The organism is Acinetobacter pullicarnis, from assembly GCF_006352475.1.
GTDB classification, from domain to species: domain Bacteria; phylum Pseudomonadota; class Gammaproteobacteria; order Pseudomonadales; family Moraxellaceae; genus Acinetobacter; species Acinetobacter pullicarnis.
Genome location: NZ_VCMZ01000001.1, coordinates 757,976 through 776,167, shown reverse-complemented (window position 1 = coordinate 776,167; position 18,192 = coordinate 757,976). Strand labels below are relative to the sequence as shown.

Here is an 18,192-nt window from a genome sequence, read left to right as displayed (position 1 = left end):
GGGGAAAAAGTGGCTCGAGTCATGTCTAATTTCAACAGAAAGCTCTACAAACGTTTAAAACTCAACCATGCCTATGGGCAGTTGATTGCTTTAATTTTCGTCCCAATCATGGTACTCGCCTTTGTTGGTGCTCTTCTGGTGATGCATGAAACAGCGAATTCATCTACCGCAAAACAACGCTTTAAAGCGATTGAGATCTTAGCTCGGCATCAATATACCGCTGAGCAACTGGTTCGATTACAACAACTGAATCCTCAAAAAAAACAACAAGCTGAAACTATTCTTCAAAGCATTCTAAATGAAAAACATGTAATCAGCGCCGTGGTTTTAAACAGCCAACAGCAAAACGTATTAAGTGTCGGTTATCGCAATAAACGTGATTGGCCCAAGATTCCCCAAAATGCAACTTTTTTTGGCCCGATTGCCAATAATGGCAACTACTTATATGGAATGCGTTTAAATACAGCAGCGCCACAAAAAAGTGAATGGTTGGTGATTGAACTCGACAATCAACCGCTTGCTATTACGCGGTATCGCGTTCTCATCGTCCTGATTGCAACCGGTTTATTAACACTCTTGTTGCTTTTACTGTGTCTGAATTTTTACTCTAGACGCTGGATTGCACCGATGTATGAAATACGGATGCAGTTACAACGCTTAAGTGCAGATACCTTAGATCAGCATATGGTGATTAATAGCACTGGAGAATTACGACTTTTACAACGTGACATTGCCAGTGTGGTAAAACGACTACATTTTAGTTTTCTCGAATTAAAAGAACACACCGAACAAACAGAAGACGATTTACGCCGTACGCTCGACACCCTTGAAGTGCAAAACATTACGTATAAACAAGCACGTGACCAAGCGATTTCATCCAATCAAGCCAAATCGGTATTCTTGGCCAATATCAGCCATGAATTACGCACCCCCTTAAATAGTATTGATGGTTTTATTCACTTGATGCTGCGTCAAGAAAACCTCAACCACGAGCAAACCCTATATTTACAAACCATTCGTAAATCATCGGCACATTTGTTGGCACTCATTAATGATGTACTTGATTTTTCTAAAATTGATGCAGGTAAACTGGAACTCGAAACAGCACCCTTTGACTTAGAAGAAGCCATTTTTGATGTGATGGATATGTTGTCGCCACTGGCTGCACAAAAGCAAATTGATATGGCCTTTTACTATGCCGACAATGTCCCACGTTATGTGATTGGTGACGCATTGCGCGTCAAACAAATCTTGACCAATCTGATTTCAAATGCGATTAAATTCACTCCAGATGGTGAAATTATTGTTCGTGCACGTACAGAACAACACAGCAGCAATCAATGGCTGCTGCATTTCAGTGTGCAGGACAGCGGCATTGGCTTAAGTGGTACAGATCGTAAACGTTTATTTGAATCGTTCTCTCAAGGTGATGCATCGGTAACCCGCCAATTTGGTGGAACTGGACTCGGCTTGGCAATTTCTAAACAATTGGTCAACTTGATGCATGGGCAAATTGGCTTTGAAGACAACCAAGAACGAGCACCCACCGAAAAAGGCTCAACCTTCTGGTTTACAGCCATGTTTGATCTAACCCAGAATGCATTTGTTGAACATCAGAACTTCTCAGATATGCATGTGGTTTCATTTGTTGCCCACCCTGCAACAGCACATGTATTACGTCATTATTTGGAAAATTATCAAGTTCAACATACGGAAACCCAATCGATTCTCGATTTGTTTAGCCGCTTGAACTCATTGGCAAATGCCAGTGATGATACTTGGCTCATTGTTGACCACAGTGGTGATACCGAAGCATTACTCAAAGAAATTCGCAATCGCTATCAAGGCAATCTTGCTGTTTATGGTTATCAAATGACCTTAGACCCCAATATGCTGCATCAGTTTAAAGCACGTGCGCTGTATCAGCCATTAAGTCGTACAGCCTTGATTCAATTGCTAGAAAACAAGCCGCTGCTTGCACCCGAACTTAACGATGACTTTAAGGATCGAGATTTACATATTTTGGCGATTGATGATCACATGCCAAATCTAATCGTCCTTGAAGCATTATTGGGTGAACTCAATGTTGAAACCACCAAGGCATCAAGCGGTCAAGCAGGACTACAGATTATCCAACAACGGGTTGAACAAGGTTTAAAACCCTTTGATCTGGTGTTCATGGATATTCAAATGCCAGTCATGTCGGGAATTGATACCACACGTGCCATTCGTTCGCTTGAATCCACTTTAGATGGTATGCGTATGCCTATCATCGCATTGACGGCACATGCCCTTGCAGATGAAAAACAAAAACTGCTCAAAGTCGGCATGGATGACTATGTCACCAAACCGATTCAAATTGAGCAAATCATTCAAATTCTGACGCATTGGACCAGCGACAAGTTTATTAAACCACTGCAACAAACTGAAAAAACGGTTTATATTGAACGGGTTGACCCACAAATTTTAGACTGGAAGCAAAGCTTACAGCTGGCTGCCAACAAAGAAGATTTGGCACAAGACCTCCTGAAGATGTTGGTTGACAGTTTCCCGACAGAAATTACGGAAATTCAGCAGTTAATTGAACTCGAAGACTTCCCGCAACTTGAGCATGTGATTCATCGTCTTTCTGGTGCAACACGCTATGTCGGTACGCCAAAGTTGCAGCATGTGACGGCTGAATTTGAACAGTTTGTATCGACCTTACGTAAAGAACGACGTAAAGCCGACCCAGCATTTATCGATGAGGTCACGCAGCGCCTAGAGGAACTAAAACATGTTATGGATGATGTGGTTGCTGCTGCAGAGAAAGTCTTACATCACTAAGTTCATCCCATCGGACTTCGGTGGGATGACTTCCGCTCCAAGTACAAGCCTTTTTCCGTGACTGCACTGTCATCTCTCGCCGCTGAACGCATGCTATGCTGCGGCTGAAAATAAATAAGAGTGAAAATTCATGGCACTAGTTAGTATTGAAATCAATGATGGCATTGCAACCGTCAGCCTAAACCGTCCAGAAAAACGTAATGCAATGAGCTTTGATCTATTGCGTGAGTTGGTCAACGTTGCTGAAAAAATTAAAAAAGATCGAAATATCCGCTGCGTGGTACTCACGGGTGAAGCACAGGTATTTAGTGCAGGAATTGACTTAAGCGACTTAAATGATCCGAAAAATAAACTCTATGCAGCGTGGGAACTGATCAAACCAGGACAGAGCCTGTTTCAAAAAGCTTTTTTAATTTGGCAAGAATTGCCTGTTCCTGTCATTGCGGCAGTTGAAGGCTTTTGCTTTGGTGCAGGAATGCAATTGGCATTGGCAGCGGATATCCGTATTGCGCATCCAAATACGCAAATGTCAATTATGGAAAGTCGCTGGGGATTGGTACCCGATATGGGATTGACACGTTCAATCAAAGGCCTCGTTGGAATCGATCTGGCCAAAGAACTGAGTCTCACCGCTCGAATCTTTGATGGTCACTATGCACAACAAATTGGTCTGGTCACACACCTCGATGAACAGCCACTCAACAAAGCACTGAGCATTGCACAAGAAATGCAACAACGCTCACCAGATGCCTTGGTTGCAGTAAAGCGTGTTTTGGATGCCATGCAAAATACGCCAAACAAAGCCTTACGTTTGGAAAAAATTTGGCAACTCAAATTGTTATTGGGTAAAAATAGTATTTTGGCACGCAAAAAAGACAAGAACCCTGAAGTTCAATTTCAACCGCGTCAATACAAGTAACAGCGTATAAAGCACACGGTGTAGTCGCCTAAAACCCTCATTCCTCGCTTAACCCAATCAGACCAAGGAGAAGTAACAAATGGATTTGCAGCAACCGAAAATTGCCTTTATTGGTATGGGGCTAATGGGAACACGTATGGCGACTCGCTTATTACATGCGGGTTTAGATGTTGCAGTCTGGAACCGCAGCGCTTCTGCCTGTGAGCCACTGCTTGAAATTGGCGCAACTGCATTGCAACTTGCAGATATTGGGGACTACCCGACGGTCTTGCTGTGTCTTGCAGATGACCATGCCGTGCAATCGGTATTTGAACAACTTTCTCCCTATTTAACTGCTGGACAAATCATTGTTGATTTTTCTAGTCTTTCAGTCGCTTGCACCCATCAACTGGCTCACCAAGCAGCACAGTTACAGGTTACTTGGATCGACTCTCCTGTATCTGGTGGTGTCGTCGGTGCGGAACAAGGGAGCCTTGTGGTCTTTGCAGGCGGTGATTCTCAGGTGATCGAGGCACTAAATCCAATCTATCAAGTTCTTACACAGCGCGTGACCCGTATGGGCGAAGTCGGTACGGGGCAAGCCACCAAAATCTGCAACCAATTAATTGTGGCAGCCAATAGCAGCCTCATCGCAGAAGCCGTCGCCTTGGCAGATCTAGCTGGTGTGGATACCACGCTTTTAGCTCCAGCACTTGCAGGCGGTTTTGCCGACTCTAAACCCTTTCAAATTTTAGCGCCACGGATGGCCACACATCAGTTTGAACCAGTGCAATGGAAAGTGAAGACTTTATCTAAAGATTTAAACAATGCAGTTGCACTGGCTGCTACATTTAAATTGGATATTCCCGTCGCCACTCAAGCGTTACAGCAACTGCATCAACATCAAACTCAAGGTTTTGCAGAAGCAGATTTATCCACAGTGATTCAGCAGGTTGAACTTTCGAAATAGCCCAACAAAATTGGCTGAACAACACGCTGCAACGCGAATCTAATTATTATTCGACCGCACCAAGGGAATGGTTCCATGCTAAAACTTGCCGTTAATCTTTCGATGATTTTTACAGAAGTTCCGCTATTACAACGTTTTGCATTGGCCAAAGCACAGGGCTTCAATACGGTTGAAATTCAATTTCCTTATGTGCACAGTATTGACGAAATTGCCACAGCACTGTCACAACATCAATTACAACTTTGCTTAATTAACGTCCCCGCAGGCGACCTGATGCAAGGTGGTTGTGGTCTTGCTGGTGTGCCTGGCTGTGAAGCTGAATTTGCCGCAGCCATCGAGCAAGCGATTGCCTATGCCAGCCAATTACAGGTGCCGACTGTAAATATTCTCGTCGGTAAACAACCCGAAGGCATTGCATATGCAGACTGTTTAGATACCCTGACACAAAATTTACGCTTGGCCTGTGATCGTTTAGCAGCACATAATATTCAACCCGTGATTGAAATGATCAATGGCATCAATATGCCTGGTTTTTTAATTCAGCGCATGGCTCAAGCACAAGACTTGCTGACACGGGTTCAGCGTCCAAATTTAAAACTGCAATATGACTGTTACCATATGGCGATGATGGGTGAAGATGTCATTCAATGTTTTCAAAATAATCGCCAGCACATTGCACATATCCAATTTGCAGATTGTCCCGGTCGCCATGAACCAGACACCGCAGAACTCAATTTCACCGGATTTTTCCAAGCCATTGCACAAAGTGGTTATACTGGCTTTGTCGCAGCAGAATATGTCCCCAGCCAAATTTCGCTACAGAGCTTGCAATGGAAACAGCGTTACTTTCCAAGCGAAACCATGTAATAAAATCGAATCGCATTGTTTTAGATCGATAGCACTGCAAAATAGTGGTCTATCCAACCGCAAAATTTGAATTTTGCAGCCAAAGACGTTATATTAACCAGTGAATCATTTTTCAGGAAAATATTCTTCATATGAATTTAGAACCATCACAACGCGCTTCTAATTCTCACGAAATCTCCATATCTACCCAACAGCAAGATATCAACGCTTGTTTGAAAGTTGTTCATGAAGCACTTCTTGATGTAAAAGCCAAAGAAATTGTTGAAATTGATGTCAGCCGCATCAGTAATGTTTCAGATGCAATCGTGATTGCGAGCGGAACATCAACACGTCATGTCAAAGCACTTGCCGACAACGTTGCTGATGAAGCACGTAAAGCTGGCTTCCGCCCGATTGGTGTTGAAGGTGAACGTGATGCAGAATGGATCCTCATCGATTTAGGCATTGTGGTTGTACACGTCATGCTGCCAACTGCCCGTAAATTTTATGATCTTGAAAGTTTATGGCGTGGTAATCCTGAATCTGCCGCACAAGTCTAATATCGAATACAAGAAAAGCGACCAAAGAAGTCGCTTTTTTATTGTCTGATCATTTAGTTAAATCATTCGCTTTAACACCTAGCTTTCTTTAGCGCAGCGCATACTCAAATCAATTTACAGTGGTTATGCTCAAACTGAGTCGTTCTGTTTAAGCTGTATTTTGCGCTTTGCATTCCACCAATGCACCACTTTAAACATCAGAAAAGCAAGACCAAAACTCCAGAGGAAAATCACAATTACGCCTGAGAATTGTGCGAATATGGTCGCCTCGCGGCCGCTTAACAGTTTGGAGTGATCAACAAATGCCAATATTAAGGTTCCCCAAATACCACAAATACCGTGAATCACCGTGACATCAATAATATTCTTGACGCCAATCCAACGCTTAAGCAGATTTGGAAGAACAAAGACCAAAACCCCAGCCACAAAGCCAATAAAAATGGCAGCAGTGATGGAAACCAAGGCACAGCTGGCTGTAATCGCAACCAAGCCACCCAAGCCCGCTTTAATCAGCGATTCGAGTGTAATGCTCTGTTTATAGCATTTCCCAAAGATAATCATCGCAACAATTGCGGCAATCAAAGTTGAAACGGTATTTAACACCACATCTTCGATATCGACTTTTATCGCAGTAATGTAGCCAACATTTAGACTTGACCATGCCAACCACAAGACAAAGCCAGCCAAGCCCATTGCAAGTGTTTTATAGTCATCGAAAATAATATCTTTACGGCGTAAGGATTCTTGTTGTTCTCGGCCAAAGACCACATAACCCGCCAATACAATCCAAGCAGCGGTCGAATGCACTACAGTCGAGCCAGCAAAATCGATAAAACCGAGGCTCTTTAAAAAACCACCATAATTCATCACACCACCCCAAGCAGAGCGACTGGTGATAGCAAAAATTGCAAATGAAATAAAGAGTGAGATCCACCAATATTGCAGCAAGGAGATCTTTCTTGGAATAATCCGACTGACCACCATCGTGACTGTGGTGCTCATTAACACGTAGAAAACCAATAAATTGAGGTGCCAAGTTTGCAGAGGCGCTCTAAAGAAAATCAACTCTCCCCTAAACCACAGCTCATAATAATACATCGCTGCAATATAAGATAAGTTACCAATCAATGCGGCCATATAGTTGATTGCAAAAATACGCAATCGTTTGGAATCAGGATCGTAACCACCTTCGACCATCGCAAATCCCATTTGCATCAACATCACAAATAGGCCGCCCAAGAACAGCAACGTGTAATCGGGTGAAATATGAATTTTGGGAATATCCTCTACAGCCCAATTGCTGGCGAAGGACAAACATGGCAGCATAACCATTAAAACAATGAATAAATATTTAAACAGGCCCATGCGCAAGCCATCCTTCCAATTTATGAAATAGTTCAATCAACACCATTCGATATTTTTCTAAGGACCAAGGATTACTCTTAATATAAAAATGACTTAATAATGATGGATATTAGCACAACTTAAGCCGACGAAAATAGCAACAAAAAGGGATAGGCATTCTAAAAAGTTTTTAGTATTCAAGCTTATTTTTTAGACAAAATTGACCAAAAATTAAATTTCACTCAAAAACTCAGCAGCCTCTAGGAGTGCAGACTAAACCATTCATTTAGAGAAAATCAACAAACTTATATACATTCTGTGCTTTTATTTTTATTTTATGTAGTTTAACTAAAAAGACCACCCGAGGGTGGTCTTCAATCAATGTCGCTTAATTAGTGACCTGAGCCATTAATCGCTTTGGTCATATCTTCAACCACTTTTTTGGCATCACCAAAGATCATCATGGTTTTATCGTTATAGAACAAATCATTATCTAGACCAGCATAACCGGTTGCCATCGAACGTTTGATCACCATAATGGTTCGTGCCTTATGCGCTTCAAGGATCGGCATACCATAAATCGGTGAGCTAGGATCATCTTTGGCGGATGGGTTAACCACATCATTGGCACCAATCACCAGCACCACATCTGTCGCTGGAAAGTCTGAGTTAATCTCATCCATTTCCAAAATATCATCATAAGGGACATCTGCTTCAGCCAAAAGTACGTTCATGTGCCCAGGCATACGACCTGCCACTGGGTGAATGGCAAAACGTACAGTCACCCCTTGCTCTTTCAATAGATTGGCAAGTTCTTTCACCGCATTCTGTGCACGACCTTGTGCCATCCCATAACCCGGCACAATCACCACGCTGTCGGCATTTGACATTAGGAAGCCCGCGTCATCGGCAGAACCTGAGCGATAGTTACGTTGTACCTGATCGCCAGTATTTGCCGTTGCAGCAACGGCATTACCGCCCATGGCACCACCAAACAAGACATTGAGGATCGAACGGTTCATCGCTTTACACATAATGTAAGACAGAATCGCACCAGAAGAACCGACCAACGAACCTGCCACAATCAACATATTGTTTTCAAGCGTGAAACCAATACCTGCTGCGGCCCAACCTGAGAATGAGTTCAACAGCGACACCACCACGGGCATATCACCGCCACCGACGGGTGCAATCCAAACCCAACCCAAGATCAGTGCAAGTACTGTCATTGCCCAAAATGCTTGCATGTTGCTGGTGGTGAAGAACAAGATTCCACAGACCAACATTGCAGCAAAGATAAGCGCTTGAACTGGTTTAACCCATGCACCAGAAATAGTTTTGGCCCATTTTTTTGCAGCCAGCTTGCCATAAGCAAATACCGATGCAGTAAAGGTAATTGCCCCAACAAAACACCCGACAAACAATTCAAATAAATGAATTTTGCTCATGTGTGTTGGCTCAATTCCAGCTGCGGCAAGCGCAATACCATCTTGTGCAAACAATGCTGTCAATTGGTTGTTATGCAAAATTGCAGCAATCGCAATTAATACCGCAGCCAAGCCGACCAATGAATGCATCAGCGCCACAGTTTCAGGCATTTGTGTCATTGGAACAGTGCGTGCACGTGCAATACCGACCACTGCACCCAGTACCATTGCGCCACCAATCATCCAAATGACTGGATTATTCGCGACAAAAAAAGTGGTGACAACCGCGATTGCCATTGCAATCATGCCGTAACGATTGCCTTGAATCGCTGTCTTTGGCCCAGATAAGCCACGTAACGTAAGGATAAAGAGGATGGCCCCAACCAGGTACAACCAATTTGCATTTTCTTGAATAAATTCCATGGCAATGCCCTCTTATTTCTTTTGCTTAGGCTTAAACATTTCCAGCATACGTGCTGTCACTGCGAAACCACCAAAAATATTAATACTTGCCAAGAACACCGCAACCGCGCCAAGCACACTGATTACATTAATGCTTTGAAAGGCCACATGACCTTCTAAACCCAATACCGGCATACCGACTGTTTGCAACATCGCACCGACCACAATAATTGAGGACAAGGCATTGGTCACTGCCATTAAAGGCGTATGCAAGGCTGGCGTTACACCCCAAACCACGTAATAACCCACAAAAATGGATAAGACGAAAATTGTAATAGTTTCAACCATGAGCTCTCTCCTTAACCACGCTTCAACAGCACTTCGCCGGCATGCGTAACCAATAGGGCTTTTTGAATTTCATCACTTTGATTGATAGCAAATGTTTTGCTCTCATCAAATAAAGTCTCAACGAAATTAAAAACGTTACGTGCATACAATGCTGAAGCTTCTGTCGACAACGTCGATGGAATATTCGGTATGCCTAAAATGGTCACGCCATTTGCTGTCACCACATTTTCACCGCACTGTGAACCTTCCACATTACCGCCACTTTCAACCGCCATATCGAGGATGATTGAACCGGGTTTCATTTTGGCCACGGTTTCTGCTTTGATTAAACGGGGTGCATCACGGCCTGGCAACAACGCTGTGGTAATCACAATATCGGCATTCGATACCGCTTTATCGACGATAACAGCCTGATCTTGAATGTATTGTTCACCTGGCATCCAGCCATAGCCATTTTTGGCGGCATCGGCTGCTTTTTGTTTTTCTTCATCAGACATCGGAACGTCTAACCATTTACCACCCAGAGATTCAACTTGATCGCGTGCAGTTGGACGCAAGTCCGTGGCTTCAACCACAGCACCGAGACGTTTAGCCGTTGCAATTGCCTGTAAGCCTGCAACACCTACCCCCATAATCACCACACGTGCCGGTTTTACCGTACCTGCAGCAGTCATTAACATCGGGAACATGCGCTGATAAGCACCGGCAGCAAGCAAGACCGACTTATAACCAGCGAGGTTGGCTTGTGAAGATAAGACATCCATGTTCTGTGCACGAGATAAGGTCCGTGGCAGCAGCTCCAAAGCAAATGCAGACACTTGTTGCGCAGCAAATTGCTCAAGTTCTGTATTACGATAAGGATCAAACATGGCAACAACGGTTGTGCCTGAGGCAAGCTTTTGAATCTCGTCACCTTTAGGCGCACGAACCTTCAAAATAATTTGGCTACCGCAATAAGCATCTTCCGTAATTTTTGCGCCGACCTGTTCATATGCACTGTCAATATACGCGGCTTTAACACCAGCTCCACGTTGAATGACGACATCATGACCAGCGCTGATCAATTTCTTTACGGTCTCTGGTGTAGCAGCGACACGATTTTCACCGATAATGGTTTCGGTTGGAATTCCGATCTGCATGAGCATTCCTCAAGCTATTGTTTCTTCAAGTCAACATTGCAAAATGCAATGTTCCCCCAGGATGCGTTGTTCTGAATTTTTGGATTTTAATTGAACCATTTGAAATTACTACCCACTATTTATTTAATAAATGGGCACATTTTGAACTGATGATTCATTAATTTATCGACTTCAGCTAATATTCACCGGTTTTGCTTGGCTAAAACTTGAATTTGCACACACTTTGTTCGATGTTTCATCATCGTCCAGTGCTGCATCTCGTTCGTCGCATCAGCGCTCAAATCTCAGACTACTTTATAACGATCAAACCAAGCGACTGAGCAGTGCACCTTGCCGCTCCACTGCACCTTCAAAACAGCACAGATTAGATTCTATACCCGTTTAAGATTGCTACACCGGAAATCGAAGAGATCGGATAAACTGAAATTTCGAGTTTGCTCACTGCCCCTGAACAGAAAAAACACAAACCCGCAGCGACTCAAGAAGCAATATCGATGCCTTTATTTCATTGCAAATCGCATGGCCTATCTCGTCTCAAATTGATGTGCAATAGCATCGCCATAAAATCAGCCAATCTGCCCAAATGATTCAGTAAAATATTTATAAAAAATATGCTTTGTCATTTTAGCCCGTGATAGTAGATACAAATTATGCCGTTTCAATCAAAAAACGCACTATTTTGAAGCGTTCACATGCAACAATAGATTCCTCATCGACCGATCTAATCAGAAAGTCAAACTGTGCTTTCACTTTTAGACAGATGACTTTTATACTAAGGCCCGTTGTCATCCCCAGACGCCAAGAAATCCAGCCATGAAACCGAGCTTAACGCAACAGCAACTGGGATCGTTATGTGCCATTGGTGCCGCATTTCTATTTAGCAGTAAAGCGATTTTCATTAAACAAGCCTATGCGATCTCAAGTACTGTCGATGCAACATTACTGATGGCACTCCGCATGGCCAGTGCTTTGCCGTTCTTTTTGCTGATCTGCTGGCTGTTTAGACGCAATAATCAAGGCATTGCAAAACGCGACTGGGCACTCTTAATTCTTGCTGGACTCATTGGCTACTACTTTGCCAGCTGGCTCGACTTTATTGGTTTGATGTATATCAGTGCATCATTAGAACGGATTATCTTATTTCTTTATCCGACGTTAACGGTTTTGGCATCAAGTGTTATTTATAAACAGAAACTGACCACTAAAACCCTCTTTGCCATTGTATTGAGCTATGGCGGTACGGTCTTGGTGATGCTGCAAGAACAAAACAGCGCACCACAACAAAGTCACTTTTGGTTAGGTGCCAGTTTGGTCTTTGCCAGTGCTGTTGCCTTTGCCAGTTATTTATTGCTCACTCCACGGCTGATTCATAAATTTGGCTCGTGGAATTTTACTGGACTCGCCTTAAGTGTTGCCTGTGTCGGAACCTTAGTACATTATCTGCTGGCGACTCCACAACCGATCGCACTGATCATGCAATTGCCCATGTCCGTGATTGGCTATGGGGTGGGACTTGGGGTCTTGGTCACAGTGCTGCCGACAATTTTACTGATGCAAGGGATTCAACGCATCGGTGCATCACAATCGGCAATGATTGCCTCGGTTGGTCCTATTCTCACCATTTTATTGGCGGTGGCTTTTTTAGGTGAGCAATTAAATGCCATACAATGGCTCGGCTGTCTGCTGAATATTGTTGGAATATTGATGATTAGCCTGTCAAAAAACAAACTTAAACATTAGAATTTATTGATTATTTATGCATAACCAATGCAACTTATTTCGTCGATTAATAGATCGTCTTCATCATCAATGGACTTTATATGCACTTTCAAATTGTTTCTCCAAGCAGCTGCGTTGAGCCAGAACAAATTCTGCTGGCGCAAACACATTTACAAGGCTTAGCTCATCAAGTCACTTTGGCTGAACATGTGATGGCACAATATCGTTATTTGGCCGGTTCTGTCGAGCAACGCATTGCCGATTTAAAGCAAGCCTGTCTTGACCCCGACATTGATGCGATTTGGTGTGCGCGTGGGGGCACAGGTGCATCACAACTGCTGCCGTATTTGGGCGACTGGATGCTCAACAAACCGATTATTGGTTATTCGGACAGTACCGTTTTACTCAACTATGTGGCCATGCACGGTGGTCAAGCTCTGCATGCACCGGTCTTTCAAGAAATCGCCTGCAAAAATTTAGCGCACAATCCTATTTCCGCAGATGCACTTGAGGTCATTCGCCTGCTAGATGCAAACACTGCCCAAAACGCAAATACCGCACAACGCCATGCTTATGATCTACAACCAGTGAATTCGATTGCGCAACAGGCATACGCCTTACACGACAAGGGCTTAAGCGGCAAAGTGTTAGGGGGCAACTTAACCGTATTATGTACCCTACAAGGTACAGCAAATGCGTTAAAACTCACGGAACCAAGCCTGTTACTGCTTGAGGATGTCGGTGAACCGTTTTATCGCCTTGAACGCAGCCTCAATCAGCTTTTACAAAGTATTGATGTTAACCAAATCAATGCCGTAGTCATGGGTGATTTCTACCAATGCCCACAAAAAAATGTTCCCCATGATTTGCCACAGATTTTTGCCGAACATCTCGATCCATTACAGATTCCACTGTATCAATCTCAAAGCTTCGGTCATGGTGCACATAACCGACCTTTTTGGATTGGGAAAATGGGGCGTATTGAGCAATTACAGCTCTTCATCGAATAGGCCAACAAGCTTTTGATCGATGATTTGGGTGAGCAAGTCCTGAAAATGGGTGCCATTGGATTCTTCGGCAAACTTGTCATTCGGATTGCGCAGCGGACATTGTTTTAAAGACAGGCAACCACAGCCTATACATTTATCTAACTGCTGACGCAATCTGAGCAAGCCAATGATTTGCTGATCCAGATCGGCTTGCCATTTTTCTGACATTTTTTTCCAATCACTACTGCTGGCCATACGATTACTGGGCAGTACGGCCAAGGCATCTTTAATATGCTGTAAGCTAATCCCCACCTGTTGCGCGACTTTAATAATCGCAATTCGGCGCAACATCCCCCGTTGATAACGTCGTTGATTGCCTTGGGTGCGGGTACTTGAAATCATCTGCTTTTCTTCATAGAACCGAATTGCAGAAACACTGACCCCACTTCGTTGTGACAGCTCTCCAATACTGATCCACTGATGCGCATCTTTTTCTGACATAAACCGCTTGACCTCAACCTAACTTGAGCTTTGATACTAACACAACCTCATTTCCTCAAGCGTCACACAATGAATTTTGTCTCGCAGCATCAGCACATCCCGTCCTTTGCCTTTATTAACCCCACGCCCCATACATCGGCAGCGGCTTCGCCCTTAGCACATGGTCATGCCGTAGAAGTACGCCATTTTCTGCGGGTGGTGCATCTATCTGAACAAGGTCGAAAAAACCGTCAAGGTGAAATTCCCCCCGATTTTCAAGAACAAGTGCAATATGCTTTTGAAAATATACTATTCGTTTTAAAAGAGGTCGATGCTACAATTCTCGACCTCGCAGTGTTACGCATTTATGTGGTTGAATATGATGCCAATAAATATCAAGCTGTAACACAGGTTATGCAGCAGCTATGGGAAAACCAGCCTTTTCCAAGCTGTAGCCTGATTCCCGTTCCCTGCTTAGCTTTACCCGACATGCTGATTGCAATTGAAGCAACCGCCTATTGCTTATAAGGCGTTTAATCTGGAAGTTCGATGTCCCCTGTATACGATATTACGCACAATAAATCATTGCTTTGGTTAATGGCGATTGCCTGTGGGCTCTGCGCTGGCGCGAACTATTATTGCCAACCACTAATCCACTCTATTCAACAGTACTTTGCAGTATCCGAATCTCAAGCCGCATTGACCGTCACTTTTGCGCAAGTATCCTATGCACTCGGCCTCCTGTTTATTGTGCCTGTTGGCGATATCGTCAATAAAACCAAATTTATTCCGATCTTGATGTTCTTTGCCGCGGTCGGTTTATTGATCTGCACTTTTGCAGTCAATTTACCCATGCTTTGGGTGGGCACCATTATCGTTGGATTGTTTTCAGTTGCAGCTCAAGTATTGATTCCATTGGCGGCTATTGCTACCCGACCAGAAAAAACCGGTGAAGTGGTTGGCTTTCTGATGAGTGGTTTGTTGGTTGGCTTATTGCTGTCCACCAGTTTATCGGGATTATTGTCGAACCTCTTTAACTGGAAAGTGATTTATATGGTGAGTGCGGTCTTGATGCTGATCTTGGCCTATCTGTTAAGCGCCAAACTTCCTCAAGTTGCCACGTCCCAAATGAATTATCTGGAAATATTTCAATCCATGGCACGTCTGATGCTGAGTGAGCGACGCTTAGTTTATCGCGCCCTGATTGGCGCCTTCTGCTTTGCTGCCATGAGTATTCTGTTCTCAACCATCGCGGTGCTGCTGACTTCATCGCCCTTTAATCTCTCCGATGTATTTATTGGGGTAGTGACGCTGATTGGGGTCTTTGGCGCTTTAGCCACCACGAAAATCGGTAAACTTGCCGACCGTGGGCATACTCAAATCCTGACTTGGCTCGGTATCCTGACCTTTGTAATCAGTTGGGTTTTTCTATATTTCGGTGGCCAATCCCTAATTAGCTATATCTTGGGTTATGGCCTGATCAGCTTGGCTTTGGTGTTGGTGCATACCAGTAATCAAAATATTATTTTTCGCTTACATCCCAGTGCAAAGTCACGGATTAACTCCATTTATATGACCTTTTACTTTGCTGGTGGCGCCTGTGGTTCAGCGCTTGGGGTCTATGCATGGCATCATGGTGGTTGGATCATGACCTGTAGTGTTGGACTGGCACTCGTGGGCGGTGCTGCATTGTTTACTTTGCTTGACCATCATTATCAAAGTAAATTTTTAACTGCCAAGGCTGAAGGTTAAGTCATTGGCAACACCGTTATGAAAACAAAAATCCGAAGCTAAAAATACTAAAACAAAAATGCTGAGCATGTGCTGCTCAGCATTTTTTATTGCGATACAAACTTTCGTTTTAGCTTAATTCGTCGCGTTTAAAAACTCGACTGCGCTTTTCGGGGCTGTATCCACCTGTAGGTTAAAAACATCGGGACGTGAATAATGCCCACAGACATCATAATCAAGATTGGTTTGTTGAATCATGCTTAAATCTATATCCGCATAAAGTTCAACTTCTTCATCATAAACAGGCCCTGCCAGCACTTCCCCATATGGATTTACGATCATGCTGCCGCCATGCATCAGGTAGTCATCCTCCTGATGATCTTTCATAATAAATTGTTCTTGAAAATAATCAGGATAATCAGAAAGTTTGGTCACCTGACACGATGACAGCACAAACACCCGACCTTCAACTGCAATATGAATCATTGAACTGGCCCAAGTTTTACGGTCATCTGCAGTCGGTGCACAGTAAATCTCAGTTCCTTGTGCATACATCGCTTGTCTTAATGCCGGCATATAATTTTCCCAACAGATCACACTGCCAATTCGACCATAAGGGCTATCGACAGTTTCAATGGTTGAACCATCGCCAAAACCCCAAATCAAACGTTCTTGTCCTGTTGGCATCAGTTTACGATGGATACCTGCAACACCGGTTTCTGGTGCCAAAGTCACACAAGTACAGTACAAAGTACGACCATATTTTTCGATGATGCCAATGACCGTATGCACCCCCGTTTCAGTAACGGCTTTGGCCAGTCTTGCCATTTCTGGGCCATCTAGACTCACCGCACCTTCCACATATTTTTGATACAGTTTGCGTCCATCCATGGAACGATTTCCAACCACGCTGCCAAAATGACTGCCCTTTGGATAACCCCCAATAAAGGCTTCGGGAAAAACAGCAATCTTGGCACCATTACTGGCTACTTTTTTTAGAATTTCACATGCTTTATCAATACTTTTCATTGCTTCAAAAGGAAAGGATGCAGCTTGAATTACAACAACTTTTGTCATGGTGATACTCCTTGATTATTCATCGCTCAACAAATCTTTGCCTTTGGTTTCAGGCAACATAAAAAATAAAATGAGAAAACAGCAGATCGAAACACCGGCCAAATAAGCTGAAGGGATATTGGGATTTCCAGTCCATTGAATCAGTGCCACCGCAATGAAAGGACCGGGGCCGGCAAGCACCGCAGAAGCAATGTTATGGCCCAATGCCGCACCAGTTGAGCGAATTGAAGCTGGGAAAACTTCAACCAAAAGAACTACATTTAGCACAGCGGCATTACAGACGAAGAAACCAAGCAGCAGCAACGAGACTAAAATAAGAAAGCTATTGCCAGTGTTCCACATCAGAAAAATAGGATATGCAGACAGCGTTAAACCTGCTGCTGTCCATAACAATGGTTTACGACGCCCGACTTTATCGACCATACGTCCAACAAAAGGATGCATAAAACAATAGATCAACAATGCCAAACTACAGATCCAAAGTGCCGTGATCTTCGGTAAATGCACCACGTTCACAAGGTGATTCGTCGCATAGGTGATGAAGTAATAAAGTGAAACACCAAATAAAGCAGAGAATGAAAATGCAATAATAAAAGAGCGCATTTTGCTCTGAAACGGAATAACAGGAATGTTGTTTTCTGCCTTACGCTGCTGCAACTCCATGTAGATTGGGGTGTCTTCTAAACGACGGCGAATAAAAATTGCTAAAAAAGTCATCCCGATTGAAAGCACAAATGGAATCCGCCAGCCCCAATTCATCACTTGTTCGTCAGTCAGTACCGAGTTCAACACTGCTGCCGTTGCCGTACCCATTAAAAAGGCAATCCCTGCGGTACAGGTAATTAAACTGGCCGCTCGGGCACGTCGGTCATCATCGGCACTTTCCAACAGAAAAATACCCGCACTCGACCACTCTCCACCAACCATCATGCCTTGTAAAAAACGCAAAATAATTAGAATGATCGGTGCCATAATTCCAAGTACGGCATAGCCAGGTAATAGCCCGATGAGGGTGGTAAAAACCCCCATGCCAAAAACAGTGACCATTAATACAAATTTTCGACCAAACTTATCGCCTAAAGGCCCTAAAACCAAGGCACCGAATGGTCGTGCAATAAAGCCGACTGCAAACACAGCCAATGAAGACAGCAATGATATGCCGGGCTCATCCGATGGGAAAAAAACCATTCCGATGACTGCGGCAAAATAGCCATAAATTGCAAAATCGAACCATTCCATGAAGTTGCCAATACCAACGGCAACCGCTTGTTTCGTGGTTAATTTTCTCTTTGATTGGGAAGGTTTTCCCGCTGCATCCCTGAAAGATGGTGTATCTTGTGCATCCATACACAAAGTTCCCCTGTTATGATTGATATCAATATCTAGGATATGAGCATGCTTGTTTAGTGCTCAAATTGAGTGTAGATATTTGAATT

General features: G+C 43.6%; 16 protein-coding genes. 9 read left to right on the top strand and 7 right to left on the bottom strand.

Annotation, left to right across the window (positions count from 1 at the left end; all coding sequences use genetic code 11):
• The first annotated feature begins 21 nt into the window (after positions 1 to 21).
• The 5 genes from FD716_RS03250 to rsfS all read left to right on the top strand — a co-directional run bounded on the left by FD716_RS03250 (position 22) and on the right by rsfS (position 6,100).
• A complete protein-coding gene (locus tag FD716_RS03250; protein ID WP_139850935.1) occupies positions 22 to 2,826 on the top strand; it encodes a GacS-like sensor histidine kinase in 2,805 nt (934 codons plus the stop codon).
• Positions 2,827 to 2,956: 130 nt separating this feature from the next.
• On the top strand, positions 2,957 to 3,745 hold the full coding sequence (locus FD716_RS03245) for a crotonase/enoyl-CoA hydratase family protein (RefSeq protein WP_139850934.1): 789 nt from the start codon (positions 2,957 to 2,959) through the stop codon (positions 3,743 to 3,745).
• Positions 3,746 to 3,824: 79 nt separating this feature from the next.
• On the top strand, positions 3,825 to 4,694 hold the full coding sequence (locus tag FD716_RS03240) for an NAD(P)-dependent oxidoreductase (protein ID WP_139850933.1): 870 nt from the start codon (positions 3,825 to 3,827) through the stop codon (positions 4,692 to 4,694).
• Between the two features lie 75 nt (positions 4,695 to 4,769).
• Positions 4,770 to 5,561, top strand: a complete 792-nt coding sequence (locus tag FD716_RS03235; RefSeq protein ID WP_139850932.1) for a hydroxypyruvate isomerase family protein — start codon at positions 4,770 to 4,772, stop codon at positions 5,559 to 5,561.
• A 131-nt stretch (positions 5,562 to 5,692) separates the two neighbouring features.
• Complete coding sequence (rsfS, locus tag FD716_RS03230; RefSeq protein ID WP_139850931.1) at positions 5,693 to 6,100, top strand: ribosome silencing factor; 408 nt, start codon at positions 5,693 to 5,695, stop codon at positions 6,098 to 6,100.
• 129 nt (positions 6,101 to 6,229) lie between these two features.
• Here rsfS and FD716_RS03225 read toward each other — a convergent pair whose 3' ends face one another.
• From FD716_RS03225 to FD716_RS03210, 4 genes are all read right to left on the bottom strand, one after another.
• Entirely contained in the window at positions 6,230 to 7,465 is a 1,236-nt protein-coding gene (locus FD716_RS03225) for an ammonium transporter (RefSeq protein WP_139850930.1), read from the bottom strand.
• Between the two features lie 371 nt (positions 7,466 to 7,836).
• The gene (locus tag FD716_RS03220; RefSeq protein ID WP_139850929.1) at positions 7,837 to 9,294 is read right to left on the bottom strand and encodes an NAD(P)(+) transhydrogenase (Re/Si-specific) subunit beta; all 1,458 of its coding nucleotides are present in this window, start codon (positions 9,292 to 9,294) and stop codon (positions 7,837 to 7,839) included.
• 12 nt (positions 9,295 to 9,306) lie between these two features.
• Complete coding sequence (locus FD716_RS03215) at positions 9,307 to 9,621, bottom strand: proton-translocating transhydrogenase family protein (protein WP_139850928.1); 315 nt, start codon at positions 9,619 to 9,621, stop codon at positions 9,307 to 9,309.
• Between the two features lie 11 nt (positions 9,622 to 9,632).
• Complete coding sequence (locus tag FD716_RS03210) at positions 9,633 to 10,760, bottom strand: Re/Si-specific NAD(P)(+) transhydrogenase subunit alpha (RefSeq protein ID WP_139850927.1); 1,128 nt, start codon at positions 10,758 to 10,760, stop codon at positions 9,633 to 9,635.
• Positions 10,761 to 11,573: 813 nt separating this feature from the next.
• On the opposite strand from FD716_RS03210, the gene FD716_RS03205 reads away from it, so the two are divergent.
• Together FD716_RS03205 and FD716_RS03200 are read left to right on the top strand one after the other, a co-directional pair.
• Positions 11,574 to 12,500, top strand: coding sequence for a DMT family transporter (locus tag FD716_RS03205; RefSeq protein WP_139850926.1), 927 nt, complete (start codon positions 11,574 to 11,576; stop codon positions 12,498 to 12,500).
• A gap of 80 nt (positions 12,501 to 12,580) precedes the next feature.
• Positions 12,581 to 13,489, top strand: a complete 909-nt coding sequence (locus tag FD716_RS03200) for an LD-carboxypeptidase (protein WP_139850925.1) — start codon at positions 12,581 to 12,583, stop codon at positions 13,487 to 13,489.
• On the opposite strand, the gene soxR is transcribed toward FD716_RS03200, so the two are convergent.
• Positions 13,469 to 13,969 carry a redox-sensitive transcriptional activator SoxR gene (soxR, locus tag FD716_RS03195; protein ID WP_139850924.1) on the bottom strand — a complete coding sequence of 167 codons (501 nt, stop codon included), beginning with the start codon at positions 13,967 to 13,969 and terminating at the stop codon, positions 13,469 to 13,471. The two genes, FD716_RS03200 and soxR, sit on opposite strands and share 21 nt — an antisense overlap.
• 69 nt (positions 13,970 to 14,038) lie before the next feature.
• Between soxR and FD716_RS03190 the strand changes: the two genes are divergently transcribed.
• Both FD716_RS03190 and FD716_RS03185 read left to right on the top strand, forming a co-directional pair.
• The gene (locus FD716_RS03190; protein WP_139850923.1) at positions 14,039 to 14,476 is read left to right on the top strand and encodes a RidA family protein; all 438 of its coding nucleotides are present in this window, start codon (positions 14,039 to 14,041) and stop codon (positions 14,474 to 14,476) included.
• A 21-nt stretch (positions 14,477 to 14,497) separates the two neighbouring features.
• Complete coding sequence (locus tag FD716_RS03185) at positions 14,498 to 15,700, top strand: MFS transporter (protein WP_139850922.1); 1,203 nt, start codon at positions 14,498 to 14,500, stop codon at positions 15,698 to 15,700.
• Positions 15,701 to 15,814: 114 nt separating this feature from the next.
• On the opposite strand, the gene FD716_RS03180 is transcribed toward FD716_RS03185, so the two are convergent.
• Both FD716_RS03180 and FD716_RS03175 read right to left on the bottom strand, forming a co-directional pair.
• Positions 15,815 to 16,756, bottom strand: a complete 942-nt coding sequence (locus tag FD716_RS03180; protein WP_139850921.1) for a carbon-nitrogen hydrolase family protein — start codon at positions 16,754 to 16,756, stop codon at positions 15,815 to 15,817.
• A gap of 15 nt (positions 16,757 to 16,771) precedes the next feature.
• On the bottom strand, positions 16,772 to 18,103 hold the full coding sequence (locus tag FD716_RS03175; protein ID WP_139850920.1) for an MFS transporter: 1,332 nt from the start codon (positions 18,101 to 18,103) through the stop codon (positions 16,772 to 16,774).
• Positions 18,104 to 18,192 lie beyond the last annotated feature (89 nt).

What these genes read in the sequence shown, in the direction of transcription:
- FD716_RS03250 (WP_139850935.1), top strand. Translation starts at nt 22, where the DNA reads ATGTCTAATTTCAACAGAAAGCTCTACAAACGTTTAAAACTCAACCAT.
- FD716_RS03240 (WP_139850933.1), top strand. Translation starts at nt 3,825, where the DNA reads ATGGATTTGCAGCAACCGAAAATTGCCTTTATTGGTATGGGGCTAATG.
- FD716_RS03190 (WP_139850923.1), top strand. Translation starts at nt 14,039, where the DNA reads ATGAATTTTGTCTCGCAGCATCAGCACATCCCGTCCTTTGCCTTTATT.
- FD716_RS03225 (WP_139850930.1), bottom strand. Translation starts at nt 7,465, where the DNA reads ATGGGCCTGTTTAAATATTTATTCATTGTTTTAATGGTTATGCTGCCA.
- FD716_RS03200 (WP_139850925.1), top strand. Translation starts at nt 12,581, where the DNA reads ATGCACTTTCAAATTGTTTCTCCAAGCAGCTGCGTTGAGCCAGAACAA.
- FD716_RS03185 (WP_139850922.1), top strand. Translation starts at nt 14,498, where the DNA reads ATGTCCCCTGTATACGATATTACGCACAATAAATCATTGCTTTGGTTA.
- rsfS (WP_139850931.1), top strand. Translation starts at nt 5,693, where the DNA reads ATGAATTTAGAACCATCACAACGCGCTTCTAATTCTCACGAAATCTCC.
- FD716_RS03245 (WP_139850934.1), top strand. Translation starts at nt 2,957, where the DNA reads ATGGCACTAGTTAGTATTGAAATCAATGATGGCATTGCAACCGTCAGC.
- FD716_RS03220 (WP_139850929.1), bottom strand. Translation starts at nt 9,294, where the DNA reads ATGGAATTTATTCAAGAAAATGCAAATTGGTTGTACCTGGTTGGGGCC.
- soxR (WP_139850924.1), bottom strand. Translation starts at nt 13,969, where the DNA reads ATGTCAGAAAAAGATGCGCATCAGTGGATCAGTATTGGAGAGCTGTCA.
- FD716_RS03205 (WP_139850926.1), top strand. Translation starts at nt 11,574, where the DNA reads ATGAAACCGAGCTTAACGCAACAGCAACTGGGATCGTTATGTGCCATT.
- FD716_RS03215 (WP_139850928.1), bottom strand. Translation starts at nt 9,621, where the DNA reads ATGGTTGAAACTATTACAATTTTCGTCTTATCCATTTTTGTGGGTTAT.
- FD716_RS03175 (WP_139850920.1), bottom strand. Translation starts at nt 18,103, where the DNA reads ATGGATGCACAAGATACACCATCTTTCAGGGATGCAGCGGGAAAACCT.
- FD716_RS03180 (WP_139850921.1), bottom strand. Translation starts at nt 16,756, where the DNA reads ATGACAAAAGTTGTTGTAATTCAAGCTGCATCCTTTCCTTTTGAAGCA.
- FD716_RS03235 (WP_139850932.1), top strand. Translation starts at nt 4,770, where the DNA reads ATGCTAAAACTTGCCGTTAATCTTTCGATGATTTTTACAGAAGTTCCG.
- FD716_RS03210 (WP_139850927.1), bottom strand. Translation starts at nt 10,760, where the DNA reads ATGCAGATCGGAATTCCAACCGAAACCATTATCGGTGAAAATCGTGTC.